This is a genomic window from Burkholderia sp. CpTa8-5 (genome assembly GCF_017815045.1).
Lineage (GTDB): Bacteria > Pseudomonadota > Gammaproteobacteria > Burkholderiales > Burkholderiaceae > Burkholderia > Burkholderia sola.
In genome coordinates, this window is the sequence record NZ_JAGIQD010000013.1 from 66,591 (window position 1) to 89,964 (window position 23,374).

Below are 23,374 nucleotides of genomic sequence, written 5' to 3' on the forward strand. Positions count from 1 at the left end.
TCGGCCGACCGCTGGCTCAACGGCGAAGCGGCGCGGCGCGGCACACGACGGGCGGTGGCAGCGATGCGCCGCCCGTCGTGCGTTCACGCCTGCTCGTCGGGCCTCACCCCCAGCAGCTCGCGAATGTGCGACAGCGAGCCGTCGTCCTTCACGACGCTCTCGAGCCACTTGTGCAGCGGCATGTCGGCCCATTCGGCCGCCTTGTCGGCGAGATACGCGACCGGGCTGTGCGGCTCGGTCTGACGGAAATAGCGCGCCACCGCACGCAACTGGTCGACGGCCTGCGCACGGTTCTGGATGCCGGCGATCATCTGCGTCACCGGAGGACGCGAAGCGGTCTGCTGCTGCACGTGAGTCTCCTCGGTCTGGATCGGCTGGCCGAACACCGGCTCGATGCGTTCTGACTGGGCCTGCGGCGCCGCCTGCGTGTGCGGCGCGCTGCCCGTATAGCCCTGTTCGCGCGCAAAGCGCTCGGCGAGCCGGTACACGGTCTCGAACGCGTCGCGCGCCTGCCGGAAGCTCGGCGCCGAATCGCCCGCTCGCTCGACGAGCCGCTCCTCGAACGCATCGAGCGCGAATTCGAACGCCTTCAGGTTCGCCAGCAGCGCCGTGTAGAACGCGATCGACGTCACGCGCCGCGACGCATCGATCTGCTCGATCGACGGCTTGCCGCGCGCGATGTCGTCCGCGTGTTCGGGGTCGCGCTTGATCGACTGCGCGACGTGCTGCGCGACTTCCCAGTCGAGCGTGCTGAACGCATTCGATGCGCCGTCCGTCAGCGGCACCGCGCGCAGCAGCTCGGCCGTGCGGCCGGACAACCATGCGACGTTGCCGAGCCGGTGCTCGATGTCGTCGTCCTCGGGCAGCGGGTGAAAGGTGTCCCAGAAGTCGCGGCACAGGCCCTCGAGCAGCGCATAGCCTTCGGTGAGGCCGGTGATGCCGTCCTCAAGCGCGAGTGCCTCGGTCAGCCATACGGCGAGCCGCAGGTCCTTCGTGCGCGTGCGCAGCAGCTCGCCCGCATGATCGACGACGAAGCCCCAGTCGGCCTCCTTGATCTCGGTCACCCATTCGCCCTGGTCGAGCGTCGGGTCGTCGTAGCGCCGCGCGTCCTGGATCGCGTCGAATTCGTTCGAAAACAGCAGGTCGTCGCCGCTGGGCAACGCGTCGCTGATCGGCGTCAGCAGCTCGGGGAGATTGATCGGCATGGTTCAGTGAATCCGTTGATGCATCAGATGTCGCGTGCGGGGCTCATTCGACGGTGTACGCGAATTCGCCGGCCTCGTCCGCACGCACCGCGATGCGCGCGATGGCCGCGCCGTCGGCGATCCGGCCGAGCACGTGGCCCGCGATCTCCGGCAGCAGCGTGCCGTTCAGGATGTGGTCGACGTTGCGGGCGCCCGAATCGACCTCGGTGCAGCGCGCGAGCACCGCGTCGACGAGCGATTCGTCCCATTCGAACGCGGCCTTGTGGTTCGCCTCGATCCGGCGGCGGATGCGTTCGAGCTTCAGCTCGATGATCTCGGCCAGCACGTCGTCGGAAATCGGGTAGTACGGCACGACCTTCATCCGGCCAAGGAACGCCGGCTTGAAGGTCTTGTACAGCTGCGGACGCAGCGTCTCGGCGAGCGCGTCCGGATCGGGCAATTCCTCGGCCGGCTTGTTCAGGCAGGCCTGCATCACCGCGGCCGAGCCGACGTTCGACGTCAGGATGATCAGCGTGTTGCGGAAGTCGATCTCGCGCCCTTCCGCATCGTCCATCGTGCCCTTGTCGAACACCTGGAAGAACATCTCGAGCACGTCCGGGTGCGCCTTCTCGACCTCGTCGAGCAACACGACGGAATACGGGTTGCGGCGCACGGCCTCGGTCAGCACGCCGCCCTCGCCGTAACCGACGTAGCCGGGCGGCGACCCCTTCAGGCCCGACACGCTGTGCGCCTCCTGGTACTCGCTCATGTTGATCGTGACCATCTTGCGCTCGCCGCCGTACAGGATGTCGGCCAGCGCCAGCGCCGTCTCGGTCTTGCCGACGCCCGACGGCCCGACGAACATGAACACGCCGCGCGGCTTGTTCGGATCCTCGAGGTTCGCGGTCGCGGTGCGCACGCGCTGCGCGATCGCCTCCAGCGCATGGTCCTGCCCGATCACGCGCGCGGTCAACAGCGGCTGCAGGTTCAGCACGGTGTCGATCTCGTCCTTCACCATCCGGCCGAGCGGAATGCCCGTCCACGCGGCGACGATCTCGGCGACGACGTGGCCGTCGACCTGCAGCGGCACCATCGGCTCGCCGCCTTGCAGCGCATGCAGCGCCGCGACGCGCTCGGTCAGCTTCTCGCGCGTGGCCGGCACATCGACGGGTTCGCCGTCTTCCGACGGTCCGCGCGCCTTGTCGAGCGCGTCGCGCAGTTCGGTGATCTCGGCGACGATCACGCGCTCGGCCTCATAGCGTGCTTCATCCTTCGCCAGGTGTTCGAGCGCCGTTTCGCGCGCGCCGCGCAACTCGCCGAGCCGCTCGTCGTGTGCCGCGCCGCCCGCCGCCTCGCGCTCCAGCGACGCGATTTCCGCGTCGATGCGCTCGATGCGCTTCTTCGTATCGTCGATCGCGGCCGGCGTCGCGCTGTGCGCGAGCGCGACCTTCGCGCACGCGGTGTCGAGCACGCTGATCGCCTTGTCCGGCAGCTGGCGGCCGCTGATGTAGCGGTGCGACAGGCGCACGGCCTCGGTGATCGCATCGTCGAGAATCCGCACGTTGAAGTGCTTCTCCATCAGGCCCGACATCCCGCGCAGCATCGCGGCGGCCAGCGGCTCGCTCGGCTCCTCGACCTTCACGACCTGGAAGCGCCGCGCGAGCGCCGCATCCTTCTCGAAGTACTTCTTGTATTCGCTCCACGTCGTCGCGGCGATCGTGCGCAGCTCGCCGCGCGCGAGCGCCGGCTTCAGCAGGTTCGCGGCGTCGTTCTGGCCGGCCTGGCCGCCCGCGCCGATGATCGTGTGCGCCTCGTCGATGAACAGGATGATCGGGTGCGCACTCTTCTTCACCTCGTCGATCACGCTCTTCAGCCGGTTCTCGAACTCGCCCTTCACGCTCGCGCCGGCCTGCAGCAGCCCCATGTCGAGCACGTGCAACGCGACGCCGCGCAACGGCGGCGGCACGTCGTCGGCCGCGATCCGCAGCGCGAGCCCTTCGACGACCGCCGTTTTGCCGACGCCGGCCTCGCCGGTCATGATCGGGTTGTTCTGGCGGCGGCGCATCAGGATGTCGATCGCCTGGCGGATCTCCGCTTCGCGGCCGATCACCGGATCGATCTTGCCGTCGCGCGCGCGCTGCGTGAGGTTGGTCGTGTACGTGTCGAGCGCGGGCGTCTTCGACGGGCCGGCCGCCGGTGCAAAGCCGTCGGCGGCCGGCGCGGCGTCGCTGCCCTCGTCGTCCGCCTGGCGCGGCTCGGCTTCGCTCGAGCCGGCCATGATTTCGTCGAACTTGTGCTTCAGGTCCGTCACGTTCATTTCCGCGAACCGCGACGACATCCGCTGCGCGAACTGCGCGAGATCCGGCGCGGTCAGCAGCGCGAGCAGCAGATGCCCCGACCGGATGCGGCCGAGCTGCGAATCGAGCGACGCGATCAGCCACGCCTGCTCGAACAGCGCGATCAGGTGCACGGAGAACACCGGCGTGCGCGTGTTGCCCGTCTTCAGGCGCGTGAGCTCGCGTTCGAGATCGGCATGCAGCGCATGTGGATCGACGCGGCTCGCGCGCAAGGCGAGCGGCAGGTCGCCCGTCGCTTCGTCGAGCAACGCGAGGAACAGGTGTTCCAGATCGACCTCGTAATGGCCGCGCGCCAGGCACGCGCTCGCCGCCCGCTCGGTCGCGTGGCGGCACAGCGGGTTCAGTTTCGTGATCAGGGTCTTCAGAGGCGTGCTCATGGCGTCGATCTCAGGTTCGATTGCGTGTTGTTGTTAGGTCAGTGAATCACGTGCAGTTCGTAGCGGGCGTCCGAGCGGTCCTCGAGCGCGTCGCGCGTGCACAGGAACGCGTCCCACCCGAGCCGCGAACCCGCGCCGAGCACGCTCGCGCCGACTTCCGTGCGCTTGAGCACGAGCTTCACCTCGTACTCGAGCGTGACGCCGGCGAGCAGCGTCAGCATCCGTTCGAGCGCGATGGCGTGCGCGCCGCCGGGCAGGAACGCCTCGTAGTCGCGCTTGGACAGCGGGCCGACGACGATCCGCGCGCGCATGTCGCGCTGCCACACGCGCTCGCCGACGAGCGCCGTCGCACCGAGCACCGCGTTGACTTCGCCGAGCACGCTCAGCTGGTCGGGCGGCACGTCGTACCACTTGCCGACGAACTGGTCGATTTTCACCGGCACGCGGAAGTAATCGGACAGCGTGCGCTGCAGGTAGGCGGCCGACATCGGCCGGTGCCGCGCGGCGAGCGCGTAGCCGGCCACGGCTTCGTCGAGCACGCCGCCCGGGCCGGCCGCGAGACTGTCGCGCACCTCGTCGCTCGGCACGCCCGCGATCGCGAGCAACAGCGGCAGGTAGCGCTCGTCGCGGTCGAGTTCGTAATGGAACGGCAGTCGGTATTTCTTCCACGCCGCATAGAACAGCGCGGTCGCGCGGTTCGAGAACACGTCGAAGAACGCGCGCGCCGCGTGGTCGCGCCGCAGGTGCTCGCGCGCGACGATCTGTTCGGTGTAGTGCAGCGGCAGCGCGCCCTGCCCGCCGAGCAGCCCGAAGAACGCGGGCGTCAGCTCGACGCGACCGAGCTCGCCGGCGGCCAGCGCGGCGCCGCGCTGCTCGTCCGAATTCAGCGGCGCGCCGTCGCCGTCGAACGAGCGCGCGCCTTCGATCTCGCTCGGCGGGAAACCGAGCGACAGCGTGTTGCGGAATGCGATGCGCTGCGCGACCACGTCGCCCTGCCGCCACGCGCCGGGCGCATCCGACGCCTGCCGCGCGAACAGCCCTTCGAGCACGCGCACCGCCTGGAAGAACTCGAAGCGATGCGGCTCGTCGAGCAGCGCGTCGACTACGCCAGGATCGATTCGCCGGTTCGGGGCTTGCATCGGATGATCTCCTCGCCGGTGCGCTTCGACACGACGACCAATTGAACGAAACTGTTGAGGTGGACGTACAGCCCGAAGAAGCTGTCGAGCACGCGCACGAACGACGCGAGGCTCGCGCCGACGAAGTGTTCCTCGTCGATCGTCAGCCGGATCTCGATGCCGCGCACGAAGGTCGCGAACGGCTTGCCGGGCAGCCACTGCACGGCGCCGCGCTGCTCGACGCCGGCCAGGCCGTCGATCTGGCGCATCGACACGGCCGTGCGTCGCAGGTCGTACAGCGTCAGCATTTCCTTCAGCGGCGCGAGGCCGTGCGCGACGAGCGACACGTGATTGAGCGCGAGGTGCGACACGAGCCGCCAGTGCGCGGCGCGGCCGCGCTCGAAGCGCACGCTCTGCGTCGGGCGGCGCAGCATCGAGATGCCGCTCGTCTGCGCGCCGCCTTCCTGGAACAGGTCGCCGCCCTCGAGGCCGAACGCCAGCATCGCCGGCAGGTCGCGGTTCGTGCAGGTGAGGTCGAGGCTCAGCGTGTCGGTTTGCGGCGACGTCGGCTCGAAGTCGATGTCGACGATCGAGATCTCGGTTTCGTAACCGGGGCTCTTCTGCGCGACCCAGTCGTTGCGACGCGCGAACCAGTAATGGCCGATCCGCGCCGATTCGCCGTGATGCAGCGAATAGAACGGGCGGAACTCGATCACCGATTCCTCGTGCGCCTGCTGCCGGACGAGCTTCACCGAATCGATCGAGTACACCTCGTACGCGAATGCGCGCCGCGCCTCGGCGATCACCGGATACGACACCGCGCGGTGCGTGATGCGGATCGGCTCGCCGTGCTGGCGGAACAGGTTGACGATCGGCGTGCAGAACAGCCGGAAATGGCTTGCGGTCAGCAACTCCAGCAGGCGCGCGACATGCGAATCGCTGCGCACGTCTTGCAGCACGAGATGCAGCGTCGCGCGCTGGCAGCGGCCCGATGCACGTGCGATCGCCGCGAGGTCGAAGTCGACGAAATCGAACTTGTCGGGAAACGCGAAGTATTCGGTGAGCAGCCGGTACGCGGGATGCGATTTCGCCGGATAGTCGATCAGCGCGTCGTCCTCGTCGAAGCCGGCCTGCGCGATCGGCAGCTTGCGCAGCGCGGTCCAGCGGCCGTTGCGTTCCGGCTCGACATACGCGCCGAGCACGTTGACGAACAGGCAGTCGGTCAGCGCGGCGACGAACGACTGCTCGCCGTGCAGATGCGCGCGCAGCGTCGACAGCTTCAGCGCGCCGAGATCGAGCTGCGCGGCGAGCGATTCGAACGTGATCGAGATCACGCCCGTCGCGTTCGACGGCAGCACCGTCGCGCTCGGCGCGAGCGCGACCGGCGTATAGCGCGCCTCCGAGATGCGGATCGGCGCGAGCGTCACGTCGTAGGCGGTGCGGAACCGGCATTGCACGCCGCGGATCGGACGGCTCTTCAGCTCGGTGCCGCGATCGATCACGACCGGCTCGGTCTGCTGGCCGGGCGAAGCCGGCGTGAACTGCGCGATCGAGCACGACGGGAAGGGCCGCAGGTAGTGCGGATACAGCACTTCCAGCAGCGCTTCGGTGAATTCCGGGTAGTCGTCGTCGAGCTTCTTGTTGATGCGCGCGCCGAGCAGCGCGAACGACTCGATCATCCGCTCGACGTGCGGATCCTCGCAGTGCTCGCCCGACACCGCGAGACGCGCGGCGATCTTCGGATAGCGTTCGGCGAAATCGCGCGAATAGCGCCGCAAAAACGATAATTCGCGTTCGTAATACGGCAGCAATTCTTCCATCGACGACCCCGAACCTCAATATTTCTGCCGGACCTGATTGACCACCGGGCGGTCCGGCCCGCTCGGCGGCTTGATTTACTGCATTCGCGCCGCGCGTGCGCGCGTGACCGAGTATTGCAGCGTCGACGGTTGCAGCATCGCGTCGAAACTCACCGGCTCCTCGGCCGGGTGTACGACGAGCAGCGCCTGGATCGCGAAGTAGAGCGCGTTGGTGGCCTGCTCGTTCAGCTCGAACGTCACCTGCACCTGCTGCAGGCGCGGCTCATGGCGCGCGATCGCCTGCTGGATCGACTTGCAGATGAATGCGCGATCGTAGTGGCTCGCGAGGCTCAGCCCCGCGAAATCGTTCAGCCCGTAGGTCAGCACCGATTTCTGGCATTCCGGCAGCGTGGCCAGCTCGTTCTCGGTGTGGGCGATACGGGTGTTGAGGATCGCCTCGACGTCGCGGGCGACCGTGTTCTTCAGCTCTTCCAGCGACAATTGCCGCATCGCTGCCGAGGCCGGCAGGTGCGGTTCGTCGTCGAACAGCTTGTCGAGAAAACTGGGTTCGAATCGTTTCATCGGCCGGGGTGGACAGCGAAAACGGCAACGGGACGCGAAGCGCCCCGTTGCCGCAACCGACCTTAGACCGCGTAGGTCTTGTCGTTCTTCGTCAGGCTCCAGGCGCCTTGCGTGTTGCCGCCCTGGTTGCCGCCGATCTTCTGCTGGGTTTGCTTCCACTGCACGGCTGCGTACTTCAGCGAGAACGTCTCGAGGGGCAGACCTTCCTCGCGAACGCTCGGGGCGATGCTCGAGATGATCACGTACTTGAGCTTGACTTCCAGATACTGCACGCGCTTGCCTTCACCGTCCGCGCGCGAGAAATGGACCGTCACTTCGTCGAACGTGGTACCGCCCGAAGCGTGCTGGTACAGCAGCGGGCTCGACGAATCGATTTCCTTCGTGAAGATCATGTCGCCGTGCTCGCAACGCGTCATCGTGTGACCGCCAGCGGTCGATGCGGTTGCCGAACGCGGCTGAACGATCGAGTGATCCCACGATTTCAGTTCGATCCAGCCCTGGTGGTCCTTGTCCGCGGATTCGCCCTTCACCGCGGGACTACCAAACTGCAAGTGCATATGTAACATGGCCCTTCGACTCCCCAAAGAGGTGGTTTTAACGTCCTACCCAGGCGGCCCGCCCGGGCGATCTACTCGCTTATGAATTTGCCGGTTTGGGCAGATCAGCGACAAGTCGCAGAGAAATCGAGAGTTCGTCGAGCTGAAAGTGCGGGCGCAGGAACGCGACCGAACGATACGAGCCCGGCTTGCCCGGAATCTCCGACACTTGTATGGATGCCTCGCGCAGCGGAAATTGCGCTTTCTGTTCCTGCGAGGCGTTGTCGTCGAGCAGGACGTATTGCGAAATCCACCGGTTGAGGAAAGTCTCCACGTTCTGCGCCGATGCGAAGCTGCCGATCTTGTCCCGCATCATCGCCTTCAGGTAGTGCGCGACGCGCGATACCGAGAAGATGTACTGAAGCTGGGCGGACAGGACGGCGTTCGCATTCGCGCTGTCGGTGCTGTATTTCTTCGGCTTCTGCACCGACTGCGCAGCGAAGAACGCGGCGTAATCTGAGTTCTTGCAATGGACGAGCGGGATGAAGCCGAGGTCGCTCAGCTCCTTCTCGCGGCGATCGGTGATCGCGATTTCGGTCGGGCACTTCAGCGCGACTTCGCCGTCGTCGGTCTTGAACGTGTGGGTCGGCAGGTCCTCGACGAGGCCGCCGCCTTCGACGCCGCGGATCGCCGCGCACCAGCCGAAGTCGTCGAACGCGGCCGTCAGGCGGGCCGCGAAGGCCCATGCCGCGTTGCACCACAGGTACTTGTCGTGATCGGTGCCGTCGACGTCCTCGACGAAGTTGAAGTTCTCCGCGGTCTGGCCGTCCTTCGGATTGAACGGCAGGCGGCCGAGGAAGCGCGGCAGCGTCAGGCCGACGTAGCGCGAATCCTCCGCGTCGCGGAACGACTTCCACTTCGCGTATTCGACGGTGTCGAACACCTTGCCGAGGTCGCGCGGCTTGCCGAGGTCGGAGAACGACTCGAGGCCGAGCAGCTCCGGCGACGCCGACGCGATGAACGGCGCATGCGCGGCCGCGGCGACGTGCGACATCTGCTCGATGAAGTACATGTCTTCGGGCTGACGCGAGATCTCGTAATCGCCGATCAGCGCACCGAACGGCGAGCCGCCGAACGTGCCGAATTCCTCTTCGTAGACTTTCTTGAACAGCGCGCTCTGGTCGAACTCGCTCGCGCCCTTGAAGTCGCGCACGAGGTCGCGCTTCGGCGCGTGCAGCGCCTTGATCTTGATCGTCTGGCCCGTGTTGCTTTCCTTGACCAGATAATCCATTCCGCGCCACGTGCTTTCGAGGCGCTGGAATTCCGGCGCGTGCATCACGGCGGAAAGCTGCGTGGAAATCAGGCGGTCGAGTTCCGCGACGCGCGCGTCGATCGTGGCCGACAGGTTGTCCGACACGATCACCGTGCCGTCGAGCACCTGGTGCACGAGTTCGCCGATCAGGTCCTTCGCACGCGCATGCTCGGAATCGGATTTCGCGACCTTGCTCTTCTCGACGATGTCGTCGAGCAGCGAAGTCCCGGCGGCGTATTCCGCGCCGCTCGCTTGGGCCGCAGCCGTTTGCTGGTTCATCTCAACACTCCGTCGTCATTCGCCGTCTTTGTCGCCGCCGGTGCCCTTCGCGAGCTCCTGCAGCTGCTGCGTGTTCTTCAGCACCTCGGACAGCAGATCCTCGAGCTTGTCGTTGCCGGCGAGCTTGTTGCGCAGGTCGGCGAGCTTCGAACGCGCCTCGAGCAGGCGGCGCAACGGCTCGACCTGTTCGACGACTTCGTCCGGGCTGAAATCCGACAGCGAGCGGAACTTCAGGTCGACCGCGAACTTGCCGCCTTCCGGGCTCAGGCGGTTTTCCACCTGGAACGCGGCACGCGGCTCGATCGCCTTCATCACGTCGTCGAAATTGTCGCGGTCGATGTTGACGAACTTGCGGTCGCGCAGCTTCGGCTGCTCGATTTCGGACTGGCCCGCCAGATCGCCGACGACCCCGACGACGAACGGCAGTTCCTTCACCTCGATCGCATCGCCCTTCTCGACCTCGTAGGTCAGCTGGACGCGCGGCGGCCGTATTTTCTGCAAGCTTTTCTGAATGCTTTCTTTCTTGGCCATCTCGACGGCTCCCAGGTTAGTTGTGGTTATCGCGTCAGTTGCGGTTTCAGTTGCGCAGTGCGCCGAACGGATCCGCGCTGCCCTTTTGCGCGGCGGGCGGCGTCGGGGTCGGCGTCGGGGCGGCGCTCGCGGCCGTGTCCGTGGCCGGTGCGGCCCCCGCCTTCGCACGATGAACCGCACGGCGGCCGCCGTACTTCTTCGACTGCGCCCGCTGCTCCGGCGGGAACAGCGCCGACTCGCCGAGCGTGTCGCGCAGCTGCTTCGCGAGCGCCTGCGCGTCGGACTTCGCGTCGCCCGCGAGCGACGCATCCTGGCGCAGCTCGCCGAGCGACTGCGTCGCGATCCGCAGGCCGGCGACGGCCAGCACGCTCTTCGCCTGACGATCGGTCGCGTCGCGCTGCAGCGCTTCCTGGGCGGCGACGATCGCCTGCCCGTAATGGTTTTGTGCGAACTGGATTTGCGCGATGCGCGACCACGGCTCCTCGCGCGTCGGATCCGACTTCGCGAGCTGCTGGTACAGGCCCAGCGCCTTGTCCTGATCCCCCGCCTTCGCGACGGCGTCTGCATCGGCCAGCGACTTGTTGAATACTTCCGCAGTCGGCGGCGCGGACGGCTGGCTCGCACAGCCGGCGATCACGCCGCAAGCCACCACCACCCCAGACAGTTTTGCGAACAGACGGTCTTTCATCGTTATATCCACCGGCGCGTGAGTTTTAAATCGTTGAGAATCTGGTTCTTTTGCTTTGCAAGAAGCGCGCGGGTATAGTACCGATCAATTTTTCATAATTCAATCGTCGTGTGAAGAGTAATTCCTTTTAAAACCGGGCGCTACCCCCTCGAATGGCCTCTCGCTGCGGGCTCGCAGCGGTTTTTCCTCGGGCTGGAGCGCGCAAGTTTTACTGATCGCACGACGCGCCGCCGGGGCGGCGGAAAAAATTTCCGGGCGCTTGCCACGACGCGGGCGTGCTTAATAGTTGAACGATGCAACGTCGGGGATACGCAGCGCACGCGGCAATGCCCGGCAGTTTTGACAGGGATAAAGGCGGCACGCCGGAAAAACGATGAGATCGTCCATGATTCGCTACGCGCTGCCGCTGCTTGCGTGCGCCCTCCTGGCCGGATGCGCGGCCGCCCCGCTGCTCGGCTCGGCCGCGAGCGCCGTGATGTCCGCGGCCGGCATCGGCAAGCCCGAGGTGCCCGACGCGCAGAAGCCGCCGCGCAACATCGGGCTCACGCTGGCCGCCGCGCCGAACCTGAATGCCGCGACCGACCGCAAGCCGCTCGCGCTCGTCGTCCGGCTCTATGCGCTGAAGGACCCGACCTCGTTCCAGCAGGCGCCGTTCGACGCCTTTACCGATCCGACCAAGGAAAAAGCCGCACTCGGCGCCGATCTGCTGAACGTGCGCGAAATCACGCTGATTCCGGGCCAGCGCTATACGGCGACCGAGAAGGTATCGCGCGAGGCGCAGGCATTCGGTATCGTCGCGCTGTTCCGCGATCCCGCACTGCAACGATGGAAACTGACGTTCGATCCGGCGAAGTCGGAGAAATCCGGCATAATCATCGGCCTGCATAATTGCGCGATGACGGTCACCGACGGCACGGTCATCGCACCGCAACAGGGTGCGCCTTCGCAACCGCTGAATATGCTGTCTTCGGTGTCCTGCGGTTAAACATGACGCACGAATGTCAATTAACAAGAGTTAACAATTGGCGATTTAATTCGGGCACGAACAAATCGATTACGTCGCAACGCCACATTAACCGGATTTGACATGAGTTATTCGGCCAAGGTGCTGTGGGGGGAAGGACTGTTCCTCCGGCCTCAACACTTTCAACGGCAGGACGCGTACCACGAGGCGCGCCTGTTCGAGTCCATCCAGGCGATCCAGCCGTACAACTGGGGCGTGCGCTCGGTGCGCATCGATCGCGACGCGCTCGGCAGCAACGTGCTGCGGGTAGCCGAACTCGCGCTCGTGTTCCCGGACGGCGCGCTGTATGCCGCGCCGCAGGCCGACGACCTGCCGCCGCCGATCGCGCTGGACACGTTGCCCGACGGCATCAACGAATTCGTGTTCTATCTCGCGTTGCATCCGCTGCGCGAGAACGGCACCAACTACAGCGACGATCCGGCCGCTGGCTTCATGACGCGGTTCGTCAGCGAGCAGACGAGCGTCGCCGACAACTTCACCGACGCCGCGGAAGCCGACATCACGTTCCTGAAGACGCAGGTCAAGCTGATCGCGCACAGCGAGCCGCGCGACCAGTTGCTGTCGGTGCCGCTCGTGCGCGTGCGCCGCACCGCGACGTCCGGCTTCGAGATCGACGACAGCTTCGTGCCGCCGTGCCTCGCGATCGAAGCGTCGCCGATCCTGCATCAGCGGCTGCGCCAGCTGGTCGACGCGCTGCAGGCGAAGGTGAACGCGCTGTACGGCTTCCACCGCGAGCCGTCGAAGAACATCATCGAATTCCGCTCGGGCGACATCGCGTCGTTCTGGCTGCTGCACACGGCGAACGCCGCATTCGCGACGCTCGCGCACCTGCACCAGCACGCGGCGCTGCATCCGGAACGGCTGTTCCAGGAACTGCTGCGCCTCGCGGGCCAGCTGATGACGTTCTCGAAGGGCTATACGCTCGCCGACCTGCCCGTGTATCGCCATGACGATCCGGGCCCGAGCTTCGCGCGTCTCGACCTGATGCTGCGCGAACTGCTCGACACCGTGATCTCGACGCGCTATTTCGCGATCACGCTCGACGAGGTGCGCCCGTCGTTCCACCTCGGCCGCCTCGATTCCGGCAAGATCGACGACAAGACAGAGTTCTACCTCGCGGTGTCCGCGGACATGCCGAGCGTCGAGCTCGTCGACGCGGTGCCGGCCCGCTTCAAGGTCGGCGCGCCCGACGACGTCGACAAGCTCGTGCTGTCGGCGATGCCGGGCGTGCGGCTGTCGTACACGCCGCAGGTGCCGCCCGCGATTCCGGTGCGCCCCGGCGCGTGCTACTTCGCGCTCGATTCGCGCAGCCCGCTGTACGAGCGCATGCTGCAGGCCCAGTCCGCGATGATCTATGCGCCGACTGGCATCAATGACCTGAAATTCGAACTGATCGCGGTCACATCATGAGCTACGCGCCCTCCCTGTTCGGCGACAACGTGCCGCCGCCCCTGCATAGCCCGGCGTCGACGGACTCCGCGTTCCAGGCCCGTTCGCTGCTCGATTTGCTGTACGACGGGTTCTTCATGCTGTTCCTGCTCAAGAACAAGCGGGAGCCGGACAGCGCCAGCGAGTTCAGCACGCGAATCCAGGAATTCCTGTCGGATTTCGAGCGCGGCGCGAAGAAGCTGAATATCGCCGCCGAGGACGTGTACGGCGCGAAGTTCGCGTTCTGCGCGGCGATCGACGAGATGGTGCTGTCGTCGCAGTTCAAGATCCGCGCGGACTGGGAACGCCGGCCGCTGCAGCTCGTGCTGTTCGGCGAGCAGCTCGCGGGGGAAAAGTTCTTCCAGTATCTCGAGGAATGTCGTGCGCAGGGCGCGGCGCGGTTGCAGTCGCTCGAGGTGTTTCACATGTGCCTGCTGCTCGGGTTCCAAGGCAAGTATCTGCTCGAGGGGCCGGAAAAGCTCGCTTATCTCACCGCACGGCTAGGCGACGAGATCGCGCATATGAAGGGCAAGCGCGCTGCGTTTGCTCCGCATTGGCCGCTGCCGGATCAGATCGCGCATCGGTTGAAGCGGGAGGTGCCGGTTTGGGCGATTGGGGCGGTGTTCGCGCTTGTGGCGCTGCTTGGGTATCTCGGGCTCAATACTTATCTCAAGGACAAGACGCTGCAGGCGTTGGCGCCTTATTCGCAGGTGATCAAGGTGGGGCCGGAGTCGGCTAATTTGACGATTTCGTTGCCGTAACAAGCGCGTGTTTTTCGACGCCGCTTCATGGAAAAAGGATCGCGTGCGGCAATGCCGTTCAGTTAAGAACTGAACGGCATTGCCGCTTGGCAGTCCTTTTTTACTGTGACGCGTGGTGTGCGTCGTCAGAGCAGAATGAATTCTTCGTTGTCGACGTAGAACACGAATGCGTCGAGCAATTGCGCGACGCTGGGTTCGTCGACCTGGTCATGTGCGTTGATCACGATGTCTTCGATCGTCGCGCTCGGTAGTGTGACGCACCAGTCGGGCTGCGCTACGGTAGTGGGTGGTGTGGCGGTTTCGGCATGTTCCGCGTCTTCGATGAACACGCCTTCTGTAGCGAGCGTCCATGGCATCGGCGGCAGACAGAGCCACCCGGAAAAGTCACCGGGGTGTTCGAGAATGTGTTTCAGCGACGCGGTCGTCGCGGAGGTTGTCGACATGGGTATTGCGGTTATAACTGGACTGAAGTCAATACAGGAGCTGTGATGTCACAGGCTCCGAAGGTGCCTGCGTCGTCGTAGCGCTCGCGTCAGGGGAGCCGCCATTATGCCCATTTCGGATACGCGAAGCCGGGTCGGTGGTCGCTGTCGGTCGAGCATCTTCGATGCGCATCGCTAAGGGCTCGACGGTTGCCTCCCGCGCAATGATCCCCGTTACCGTTATCCGAGGCGATCCAGCCTGGCGGTCATGGGTACGACGAGCGTGAGCGATGCCAGCCCTCCCGCCATGCGGAGGGAGGTGGATCGCGAAAGACGCACACGAGGAAAGAAAGATGCAAATTGCGCTCTCGACAAGCGCCGCTACGCGCGTGTCCAAAGTGTCGCCGGCCCTGCTGTAATTTGATCCAACTCGCCGGACGAGTCGTAATGGAAGTCCCACTGAGATTCGCGCGTCCATCCTTTCGAAAACGCCAGCGCAGTCAGCGGCTTTCCGTCAGCAGAGTATGTGTAACGATAAACCGCGAATGCCCCGCTCTCGCCGACAGCAACGTACACCTTGTTCGACTCATCGAGCGGTTTCATCCGCGCAATACCGATCACACGAGACGTCACCTTCTCGGGATGGTCAATTCCCTTGTACGTGATGCTACATACATCGATTACACCATCGTCTTCGCGGTACAAATCTGCACTAAGCGCTCGCACGGTCTTTTGACCTGGCATGACTGTCACAACATGCTTTCCAGCCCGGAAGCCCGCACTGTATTTCCCAAGCCAGCGTGCTTCGTCAACGCTTTCATAGCGTTTCTTAAGCAACTTCGGCGCGGAGAAGCCCTGTCGCTGCTCTTCATATGGAAGACACGAAAAATAATCGCCCGACGAAAACCTCCAATCGTCTACCGAATCTCTGATCTCACGATATCGATTGTAGAGGTTCGTCGAGTCGAACGACTCAAACTCCTGCCGAAGCGTAGCCAGCATATTCTCGACAATTGGCTCTTCCAATAGCATTTCGTCACCCTCCTAATCACAACAGCAACTGAACGTGCCTTTCCAACTGCCGTTTTCCATTCGTTGTCCAATATCACGGAGAGCATTTTCAACATTGCCCCCCTCTTCTCCACACCCTTAAGCACTTGATATATCAACTTATCATTATCGGTGCCGTGGACGTGAGCGCCAGCGTGGTAAGTACCGTCAGCCCGCGCAGCAACTCGTCCTGGGTGCCCCGGCACCTGTACTTGAGCGTTACCAGTACCCCACAAACGAGCGCCATTCGAAGCTGAGTCGATATCAATATCACTCCGCTCCAAAATTTCGCGTGACTTTTGCACGTGGCTATTTGGCAAGCTCTTGCGGCAATTCTCCTGAACGATGTGGTGTGGCGTTTGGCCTGGTTGAAGAGGTCTACCTGCTCGAGCGAGGTTTCGCCCAAGTCGGTCTGCTGTTAGACCGCGAGGGTCTATGCTGTCGACCGGATTGGCTGAATATTCATATCCGTTTGAGCCACCCGTTAGCCCAATTGGATCCGCCGACGTAAACCGTCCGAACGCAGGATCATAGTACCGATGCCGGTTGTAATGCAGCCCCGTTTCCGCATCAACCTGCTGCCCCTGAAACCGTAGCGAGTTCTTCGCCACAATCCCCGCCGCCTTCGACGCCCGCTCAATCACCTCCCGCGCTTCGCCCCAAGCCTTGTACGACGCTTCCCAAACCACATCGCCATCATCGTCCGTTAGAAGCTGCGGCGTACCAATCTGATCGCAGTGGTAATAGAACACCGCCGCATCGCCCCGCCGCTCCGGCACCTTCTGCAGCGGATCCTCCTCCGGCACATAGCGGTCGGTACTCGTCCATACCGGCGTCGCGATCCCCTCGACCCGCTCCGCCACATACTGCGCCAGCGGCACGAACGTCCCCGGCTCGTAGAGATAGTGCGTGCCGCGCTCGCCATCACTCTCGTACGCCAGCGTGTCACCATCCCACCCGAACACCGTCCGCTCGCCGTTCACCTCCTTCGCAATACGCCGACCGAATGCGTCATAGAAATACCGCACCTGACTCTGCCGCGACGTCTCGGCAACGCGCGCAGACAGCATGCGATTGAACTCATCCCACTCGTATTCCTGCTCACCCGCCGGCGTACGCTTGCGCACCAGATTCCCACGTGCGTCGTACTCGAAGTGCATCCCTGCATACGCCTTCAGCAGGTTACCGAGCACCTTCGGCACCTCGACCGGCAACGTACTTTCCGGCCGCACCGGGCTCGGACGCGATGCCGGCGTCTCCGCGGTCCGCACCGGATCGATGATGTTGCTCGCCGGATCGAATGCAAACCGTTCCTTCGCGATGGGACTGATCGCTTCGATCAACCGTCCGACCGGATCGTATCGATAGTCGGTCCCGCCCTTGCGGCTGTCCTCGATTCGCGACAACTGCCCCATCGCGTCATAGCGATACCGCCGCTCGGCAAGCGGCGCGGGTGACGTCGACCGCTGGATCGTCTGCTGCAGCACGCGTCCGGCCGGATCGTAGTGCGTGCGCTGCCCGACCTTGCTCGACAGCACGCGCACCGTCTCGCGATGAAGATCGTCACGCTCGAACTGCACGCGCTCCTCGCCATCGAGCAACATTCCGTGCACATGCCCCGACCCATACATCAACCAGTCGACCACGTGCCCATCCGGCCGAACCGTGCGCCGCCGATTGCCGAGTTCGTCGTATTCGTGATGCCACACGTGGCTGCGCCGGTCGCCGAACAGATCGTAGGCGTGATGTTCACGCACGAGATTGCCGACCGGATCGTAGGCAAACCGTTCCTGGCGATGCGCTTCAGCTGACCTTATCAATCAAAGTGAGACCAGCCGTGTGGCAACAATTTCGCCCCTAAATAACGCCAAGGGCCGCTCGCGCGACCCTTTTTCCTACACCGACAATTCAAAATACCAAATCAAGAAATCGTTAAATGTAGCCCAGCGGGCCGGGATCTTCCCTTTTATAAAATCATTTAGCACGGAAATATCAAGGTCGTAGACGGCACCATCGTCCTTGCCGTACAGGTACATTCCCTCGCCTTCATCCGACGTTAAAGCCAAATACTCTTCTGGAATACCGTACAGATTCCTAACATATTCCGTTTGATCCGGGATTGCGGGAATAGATGGCCCCTCGACATCAAGCAACTCCGCAACAGGTCGCGGGCTTATAAAGCTCCCCTGATACTTGAGATAGAACTGTCCAAAATCAGTATCTGAAGCAACGCCGAGGTCCTGAAGTGTCCTCATGGCTGTTCTCGGATCACTCCTAGCGATGTCGCCAGTAGATCCAGCCAGATACCGCTCGACTGTTGATGGAATCACAGATCGCATCCCCCCATTTTTTGAGACGTTCGCCTCTGCCACTCGATCTTGCCAGTATTGTTTTCGATCAATATCAAAGGCATCACGATCAATGGGAAAATCCGGATTCTTTTGATTGCCATACGGATGCAGTGCCTCGACGAATATCTCTCCGACTTTACCGACGAGGCTTACCACACAGATCGCAAGAGCAGCGAATGAGATCAAGCATAAACTTTGCGTAATGATTCTTGATTTTATCGAATGAAACATTATTTTCTAGTCCATTCGCCTCAAGCGACTCAATCTCATTCACCCCCAATGATCACTCATTCCTTCACTTCGTCACACACTCCCAATTTCCGCATCACTTGAGCACAAAAGGGACAGAACTTCAAATGATCCCATCCTTTCAAATAGTTGTTGATGTTGCGTCTTGAGCAATATCTTTCAACGCATCAATTGACTTGACATTATTGCCTGCAGCAATTTAACTAAGCGAATCGAGTTCCCCACAACAACCATGAGCAAATGGAGAACGCGGATCCTTAGGAACAGCGCCGTAAATATCTTGGGCTACCGGATGCTGAATTTCGCCTCCGCCCGCATTCTCGCTATAATCCACTCCGCACGGCGGCGGCAGAGGACGGTTGCAGCATAGACAATCCCTTACTACAGCATCATTTTGCGAACCTGAACGTCGTCGGCAATGACCGTTAATAATGGTTCGTCGGTCCAGGCGGAAATAAAGCTGAACTCCCTGAACCCACCAACCGGCTCCTCCACCGCGATGCATACTTCCGAGAGAAATGAACTCGCGGAACTTTCCGCCAAATGAGACAAATCCTGCTCCTCCGGCGAAAATGCCTTCATCCCAAGGACCCTATGGAAGATCACATCAAAGGCTCCGTGGTCAGTTTTAACTGAGACGGCCAGGCTGTTCCCCTGGTAAGAGAATGCTTCGATCTGACCATCCGCGACAAGAATTTCGCTACCTTTCACTTTTACCCTCCCGGAAAATTTTCTCCCGGAGTAAAGCCAGTGCCACTTCCTGGCGTATAACCATCCGGTTTTGATTTGCTTATAGCCCCGCGACGCGCGGCTTGGCCCCAGCTTAGACCATCTGGCTTCGTTTCAACATGGTAATGCGCGCCATGATGACGTGGATTGAAGCCCCGCGAACATGGACACAACCCTTCTGGATGGCTTTCATAGCGAATACGTGTGTTGCTGTTCGGGAACCACGTATATCGAGGCGTTCCATCCGGCGTCGCGCCAATCTTAGGATCGACACCCAGGACTTTGGTCATATCATCTGGATTCGAGGGGAACGTGCCAGTCAACCCAAGTGGATCAATCCAAGTGATTGGATTCGGCGCGTACTGGAAGACGTTGATGCCACCGGCTAGACCGATTGGATCGTTCGATACGAAACGCCCCGAACTCGGATCGTAGTACCGATGCCGGTTGTACGCGAGCCCTGTCTCATCATCGAACTGTTGCCCCTGAAACCGCAGCGGATTCCTCGCCACAATCCCCGCCGCCTTCGACGCCCGCTCAATCACCTCCCGCGCTTCGCCCCAAGCCTTGTACGACGCTTCCCAAACCACATCGCCATCATCGTCCGTTAGAAGCTGCGGCGTACCAATCTGATCGCAGTGGTAATAGAACACCGCCGCATCGCCCCGCCGCTCCGGCACCTTCTGCAGCGGATCCTCCTCCGGCACATAGCGGTCGGTACTCGTCCATACCGGCGTCGCGATCCCCTCGACCCGCTCCGCCACATACTGCGCCAGCGGCACGAACGTCCCCGGCTCGTAGAGATAGTGCGTGCCGCGCTCGCCATCACTCTCGTACGCCAGCGTGTCACCATCCCACCCGAACACCGTCCGCTCGCCGTTCACCTCCTTCGCAATACGCCGACCGAATGCGTCATAGAAATACCGCACCTGACTCTGCCGCGACGTCTCGGCAACGCGCGCAGACAGCATGCGATTGAACTCATCCCACTCGTATTCCTGCTCACCCGCCGGCGTACGCTTGCGCACCAGATTCCCACGTGCGTCGTACTCGAAGTGCATCCCTGCATACGCCTTCAGCAGGTTACCGAGCACCTTCGGCACCTCGACCGGCAACGTACTTTCCGGCCGCACCGGGCTCGGACGCGATGCCGGCGTCTCCGCGGTCCGCACCGGATCGATGATGTTGCTCGCCGGATCGAATGCAAACCGTTCCTTCGCGATGGGACTGATCGCTTCGATCAACCGTCCGACCGGATCGTATCGATAGTCGGTCCCGCCCTTGCGGCTGTCCTCGATTCGCGACAACTGCCCCATCGCGTCATAGCGATACCGCCGCTCGGCAAGCGGCGCGGGTGACGTCGACCGCTGGATCGTCTGCTGCAGCACGCGTCCGGCCGGATCGTAGTGCGTGCGCTGCCCGACCTTGCTCGACAGCACGCGCACCGTCTCGCGATGAAGATCGTCACGCTCGAACTGCACGCGCTCCTCGCCATCGAGCAACATTCCGTGCACATGTCCCGAGCCATACATCAACCAGTCGACCACATGCCCGTCCGGCCGAACGGTCCGCCGCCGATTGCCGAGTTCGTCGTATTCGTGATGCCACACGTAGCTGCGCCGGTCGCCGAACAGATCGTAGGCGTGATGTTCACGCACGAGATTACCAACTGGATCGAAGAAGAACTGCACGCGGCTGTACCGATTCACCGCGTCGATCAACCTGCCGCTCGGATCGTAGGCAAACCGTTCCTCGCTTTCCCCCGCGACGCGCTTCAGCAGTCGGCCGCTTACATCGATGTCGACCGACGTCACGCAACCCGCTTCATCGATCGAAATAAGACTGCCGCTGTCCGGATCGTACTGATAGCGCGTCGACTTGCCGTCAAAGCCGATTTCCTCGATCAACCGCCCCGCAGGATCGTAGTGAAACTGATACGTCGAAAAGTTCGCATCGGTCAACGCGGTCAAGCGCCCGAGACGGTCATAGCGATACGCGACCGTCTGCCCGAGCGCATCGGCGCGACTCGCAATGCGACCGACCGCATCGTAGCCATATCGCGTCGAACGATTGAGCTGGTCCGTATGCCGGAGCAAGCGGCCTTCAGCATCGTATTGGAGCTGCTCGACGCCGGCAGGCGAGCGAACTTCAGTCGGCTGCCCGTTCGGTCCGTACCGATAGGCAGCCACACCGCCGGCCGCGTCCTTTGTCTCGATCACACGCCCGATGTCGTCGTAGCGCCACTCCGTCTTCTTTCCGGAGCAGTCCGTATAGCTCGTCATCTGCCCGGCATTGTTGTACTCGATCGTCTTCGAGCCGCCCTTTGCGTCGATGATCTGCGTCGGCAAACCCTTGTCGTTGTATTCGTACTTCGTCGAATGCTCGAGCGGATCGATTTCCTCGACGAGGTTTCCGGCATCGTCATACTTGCGCTGCCACACATGCCCGTTCGGATCGACGAGCCGGATCATCTGATCCTTGTCGTCATACGCCATCTCGACAACGCTGCCGTCCGCCCGTTCGTGCTGAACCAGATTGCCGCGCGCGTCGTATTCGCGCCGCTCGATGCTGCCATCCTGCCGGATATGCAATACCAGATTGTGGTGGGCATCGCGCCGGAACCACTCCTGGTTACCGTCCGGATACACGATCCGGTACACGTAGCCGTGGATGTTGAAGTAGTACCGCGTCGTCTGACCGAGGGCATCGGTCACGTAGGTCAGGCGGATGTTCGGATTCCATGCGAGCCGAAGATCGAGACTCCCGTCGTCGGCGTATTCGCGAATACATTTCGCGTCTGCGTTGTCTTCAGCATCCGCGCCATCCCATTCGAGCGTCATCCCGCGGCCCGTGCGATCGGTATAGCGCGTCACCAGGTGGCGGTGATATTGATACGTCCGCGCGTTGCCATGACGATCGACCGCGCGCACGAGATCGCCGTTCGCATCGTATTCGTAGCGAGCCAGCGTGCGACGCGCACCGTCCTTGAGCACATGCTCGATCTGTACGATCCGGCCATGCCGGTCGTGCTCGAACGCGAGCACATTGCCGCTCGCATCGATCACGCGTGCAACGCGATCAAGCGCATCGTAGTCGAGCGTGATCGTGTTGCCGGCACGGTCCTTCTGCATCGCGAGCCGGAACGCGTCGCCACGGCGCTCGTATACATGCAGCGCGTCATGGCCGTATGCGATCGTCACCCACGTATCGTCGAGCCGCGACAGCGTCAGATTCTCGGACAGATCATCGTGCGCCGCGCCGGCCGCCAGTGCCGGATACTCGATGCTGCGCCCTTCCACATCGCGATAGATCCACTGACCGTTCTTGATGTCGATTCGCGTCGTGTACGGCGTAATCCACCGCGCGCCCAGCTCTCCGTTGTCATAGGCCGACAGCCGGGAGCGATACGTACGCTCCCAAACGAGCGGCATGGCGCCCGGCAGGTCGAAATCCACGTGGGAGAACGTTTCGTCACCGAAAGCGAAGTCGATCGATGCCGGCGATGCCCCGACCCCACACGCCTTGCACGTGCTCTTCCCCGGCCCTTCGGCCGGCGCCTGCCCCTCCGTTTTCTCGAGCCCCTCCTGCCCGCGCGTCTTCTTCGCCTGGCTTTTCCCGCTCGCCTTGACGTCCGCAGTCTGCTCATGAAGCTTCGCACGTGCCTTCACCCGCCCGACCGCCTCGATCAGCTGCACGACCAGCCACATCATCTTGCCTTCTTCGCTGCCGGCGAGCGAACGGATCGACTTCGCGATCTTCGGCGCCTCGGTCCGAAGGAAGGTCACCGTGCTGCGAAACGGCTCGAGCCACGCATCCGGCGCAAGTTTCGCCGCCGTGCCCGCCGCCTTGTTGACAACCTTCTTCCCCAGCGCCTTGGTCCCCTCGTACGCGAACTGGATGCCGTCACCGACCCGGCTCGGGCTGTACCACGGCCGGTTGTCCGCCATCTTCTGCGCAAGCTGTTGCTGGCGTTTCAGATTGGCGTTGGCATCGAAGAGCTGTCCGTGCAGCGCTTTGTCCATGCCGGTCGCCAGCGCGATCATGAGCTCCTCGGCTTTCGACGCGCATCCGTCGAGCAGTTCGACGAGGCCAGCCTTCAGCTTGTTCAGAAAATCCTCGATCTCGGTCGCGCAGGTCGCATTGATATGCGTGACCAGCACGGAGATGATCGCCGCGCCGAGATTGTTGCGGGTCGCCAGCAATTCGTGACGGACGAGCGCGAGCAGCGGGCGCGCGGACATCCGGAACGGCGCGAGTGTCGGCGGAATCGGAATGATGCCGAGCAGGTTGATCGCAAGGCTCATGTAGTCGAGCACCTGGCCACCGCGCTTCTCGACGATTTCGGCAATATCACCCAGCGCGTCGACCATCGCCATGATGTTGCCGACGATCGGTACGGCGCCGGCAAACGTCTTCACGTCCTCGAACGTGATGTGATTGCCGCTGATACGGCGCAACCATGCGTCGAAGCGGTTGCCGACCGCCGCGACGTCCTTGGCGGAAACATCGCTGAGCCACGTAACAGCCTGTTCCTTCTCCGCGCCCGGTGGAAGTTGTTGTGCCATGTCGTTCTTCGTTCAATTCGTATTTTTTAAAG

Annotated in this window: 18 protein-coding genes; 3 read left to right on the forward strand and 15 right to left on the reverse strand. The window is 62.9% G+C overall.

Annotated features, from left to right (window positions below; translation table 11 throughout):
* Positions 1-83: 83 nt before the first annotated feature.
* The 9 genes from tssA to J8I35_RS20490 form a co-directional block, all read right to left on the reverse strand.
* A complete protein-coding gene (tssA, locus tag J8I35_RS20450) occupies positions 84-1,205 on the reverse strand; it encodes a type VI secretion system protein TssA (protein ID WP_209926767.1) in 1,122 nt (373 codons plus the stop codon).
* A gap of 43 nt (positions 1,206-1,248) precedes the next feature.
* Positions 1,249-3,918: a type VI secretion system ATPase TssH gene (gene tssH, locus J8I35_RS20455; protein ID WP_176015600.1), complete on the reverse strand. Its 2,670-nt coding sequence runs from the start codon at positions 3,916-3,918 to the stop codon at positions 1,249-1,251.
* A 38-nt stretch (positions 3,919-3,956) separates the two neighbouring features.
* Positions 3,957-5,057, reverse strand: coding sequence for a type VI secretion system baseplate subunit TssG (gene tssG, locus J8I35_RS20460; protein WP_089488120.1), 1,101 nt, complete (start codon positions 5,055-5,057; stop codon positions 3,957-3,959).
* Positions 5,021-6,856 carry a type VI secretion system baseplate subunit TssF gene (tssF, locus tag J8I35_RS20465; protein WP_050013101.1) on the reverse strand — a complete coding sequence of 612 codons (1,836 nt, stop codon included), beginning with the start codon at positions 6,854-6,856 and terminating at the stop codon, positions 5,021-5,023. The genes tssG and tssF overlap by 37 nt, the downstream gene beginning before the upstream one ends.
* A gap of 75 nt (positions 6,857-6,931) precedes the next feature.
* The gene (gene tssE / locus J8I35_RS20470) at positions 6,932-7,417 is read right to left on the reverse strand and encodes a type VI secretion system baseplate subunit TssE (protein ID WP_089488119.1); all 486 of its coding nucleotides are present in this window, start codon (positions 7,415-7,417) and stop codon (positions 6,932-6,934) included.
* A gap of 62 nt (positions 7,418-7,479) precedes the next feature.
* A complete protein-coding gene (locus J8I35_RS20475) occupies positions 7,480-7,983 on the reverse strand; it encodes a type VI secretion system tube protein Hcp (RefSeq protein ID WP_006477093.1) in 504 nt (167 codons plus the stop codon).
* Between the two features lie 70 nt (positions 7,984-8,053).
* Positions 8,054-9,544, reverse strand: a complete 1,491-nt coding sequence (tssC, locus tag J8I35_RS20480; RefSeq protein ID WP_006477094.1) for a type VI secretion system contractile sheath large subunit — start codon at positions 9,542-9,544, stop codon at positions 8,054-8,056.
* A 15-nt stretch (positions 9,545-9,559) separates the two neighbouring features.
* Positions 9,560-10,075, reverse strand: coding sequence for a type VI secretion system contractile sheath small subunit (gene tssB / locus J8I35_RS20485; protein ID WP_006484395.1), 516 nt, complete (start codon positions 10,073-10,075; stop codon positions 9,560-9,562).
* A 46-nt stretch (positions 10,076-10,121) separates the two neighbouring features.
* Positions 10,122-10,763 carry a tetratricopeptide repeat protein gene (locus J8I35_RS20490; protein ID WP_050013103.1) on the reverse strand — a complete coding sequence of 214 codons (642 nt, stop codon included), beginning with the start codon at positions 10,761-10,763 and terminating at the stop codon, positions 10,122-10,124.
* Between the two features lie 373 nt (positions 10,764-11,136).
* On the opposite strand from J8I35_RS20490, the gene tssJ reads away from it, so the two are divergent.
* The 3 genes from tssJ (at position 11,137) to icmH (ending at position 13,976) form a co-directional block, all read left to right on the forward strand.
* Positions 11,137-11,748, forward strand: coding sequence for a type VI secretion system lipoprotein TssJ (gene tssJ / locus J8I35_RS20495; protein ID WP_050013104.1), 612 nt, complete (start codon positions 11,137-11,139; stop codon positions 11,746-11,748).
* A gap of 102 nt (positions 11,749-11,850) precedes the next feature.
* Positions 11,851-13,197: a type VI secretion system baseplate subunit TssK gene (gene tssK / locus J8I35_RS20500; RefSeq protein ID WP_006477098.1), complete on the forward strand. Its 1,347-nt coding sequence runs from the start codon at positions 11,851-11,853 to the stop codon at positions 13,195-13,197.
* Positions 13,194-13,976 carry a type IVB secretion system protein IcmH/DotU gene (gene icmH / locus J8I35_RS20505; RefSeq protein WP_050013105.1) on the forward strand — a complete coding sequence of 261 codons (783 nt, stop codon included), beginning with the start codon at positions 13,194-13,196 and terminating at the stop codon, positions 13,974-13,976. The genes tssK and icmH overlap by 4 nt, the downstream gene beginning before the upstream one ends.
* A gap of 125 nt (positions 13,977-14,101) precedes the next feature.
* Here the strand turns inward: icmH and J8I35_RS20510 are convergent, their stop codons facing one another.
* The 6 genes from J8I35_RS20510 to J8I35_RS20535 all read right to left on the reverse strand — a co-directional run bounded on the left by J8I35_RS20510 (position 14,102) and on the right by J8I35_RS20535 (position 23,342).
* Positions 14,102-14,419 (reverse strand): hypothetical protein, encoded by a 318-nt coding sequence (locus J8I35_RS20510; protein ID WP_050013106.1) that lies wholly within the window; start codon positions 14,417-14,419, stop codon positions 14,102-14,104.
* Between the two features lie 360 nt (positions 14,420-14,779).
* Positions 14,780-15,235: a hypothetical protein gene (locus J8I35_RS20515; RefSeq protein WP_124557586.1), complete on the reverse strand. Its 456-nt coding sequence runs from the start codon at positions 15,233-15,235 to the stop codon at positions 14,780-14,782.
* Between the two features lie 80 nt (positions 15,236-15,315).
* Positions 15,316-17,268, reverse strand: a complete 1,953-nt coding sequence (locus J8I35_RS20520) for an RHS repeat-associated core domain-containing protein (RefSeq protein ID WP_245170346.1) — start codon at positions 17,266-17,268, stop codon at positions 15,316-15,318.
* A gap of 75 nt (positions 17,269-17,343) precedes the next feature.
* On the reverse strand, positions 17,344-17,985 hold the full coding sequence (locus J8I35_RS20525; protein WP_143328866.1) for an SMI1/KNR4 family protein: 642 nt from the start codon (positions 17,983-17,985) through the stop codon (positions 17,344-17,346).
* A 444-nt stretch (positions 17,986-18,429) separates the two neighbouring features.
* Positions 18,430-18,759 carry a hypothetical protein gene (locus J8I35_RS20530; RefSeq protein ID WP_050013109.1) on the reverse strand — a complete coding sequence of 110 codons (330 nt, stop codon included), beginning with the start codon at positions 18,757-18,759 and terminating at the stop codon, positions 18,430-18,432.
* A 2-nt stretch (positions 18,760-18,761) separates the two neighbouring features.
* Positions 18,762-23,342: an RHS repeat-associated core domain-containing protein gene (locus J8I35_RS20535; protein WP_209926769.1), complete on the reverse strand. Its 4,581-nt coding sequence runs from the start codon at positions 23,340-23,342 to the stop codon at positions 18,762-18,764.
* Positions 23,343-23,374: the final 32 nt, after the last annotated feature.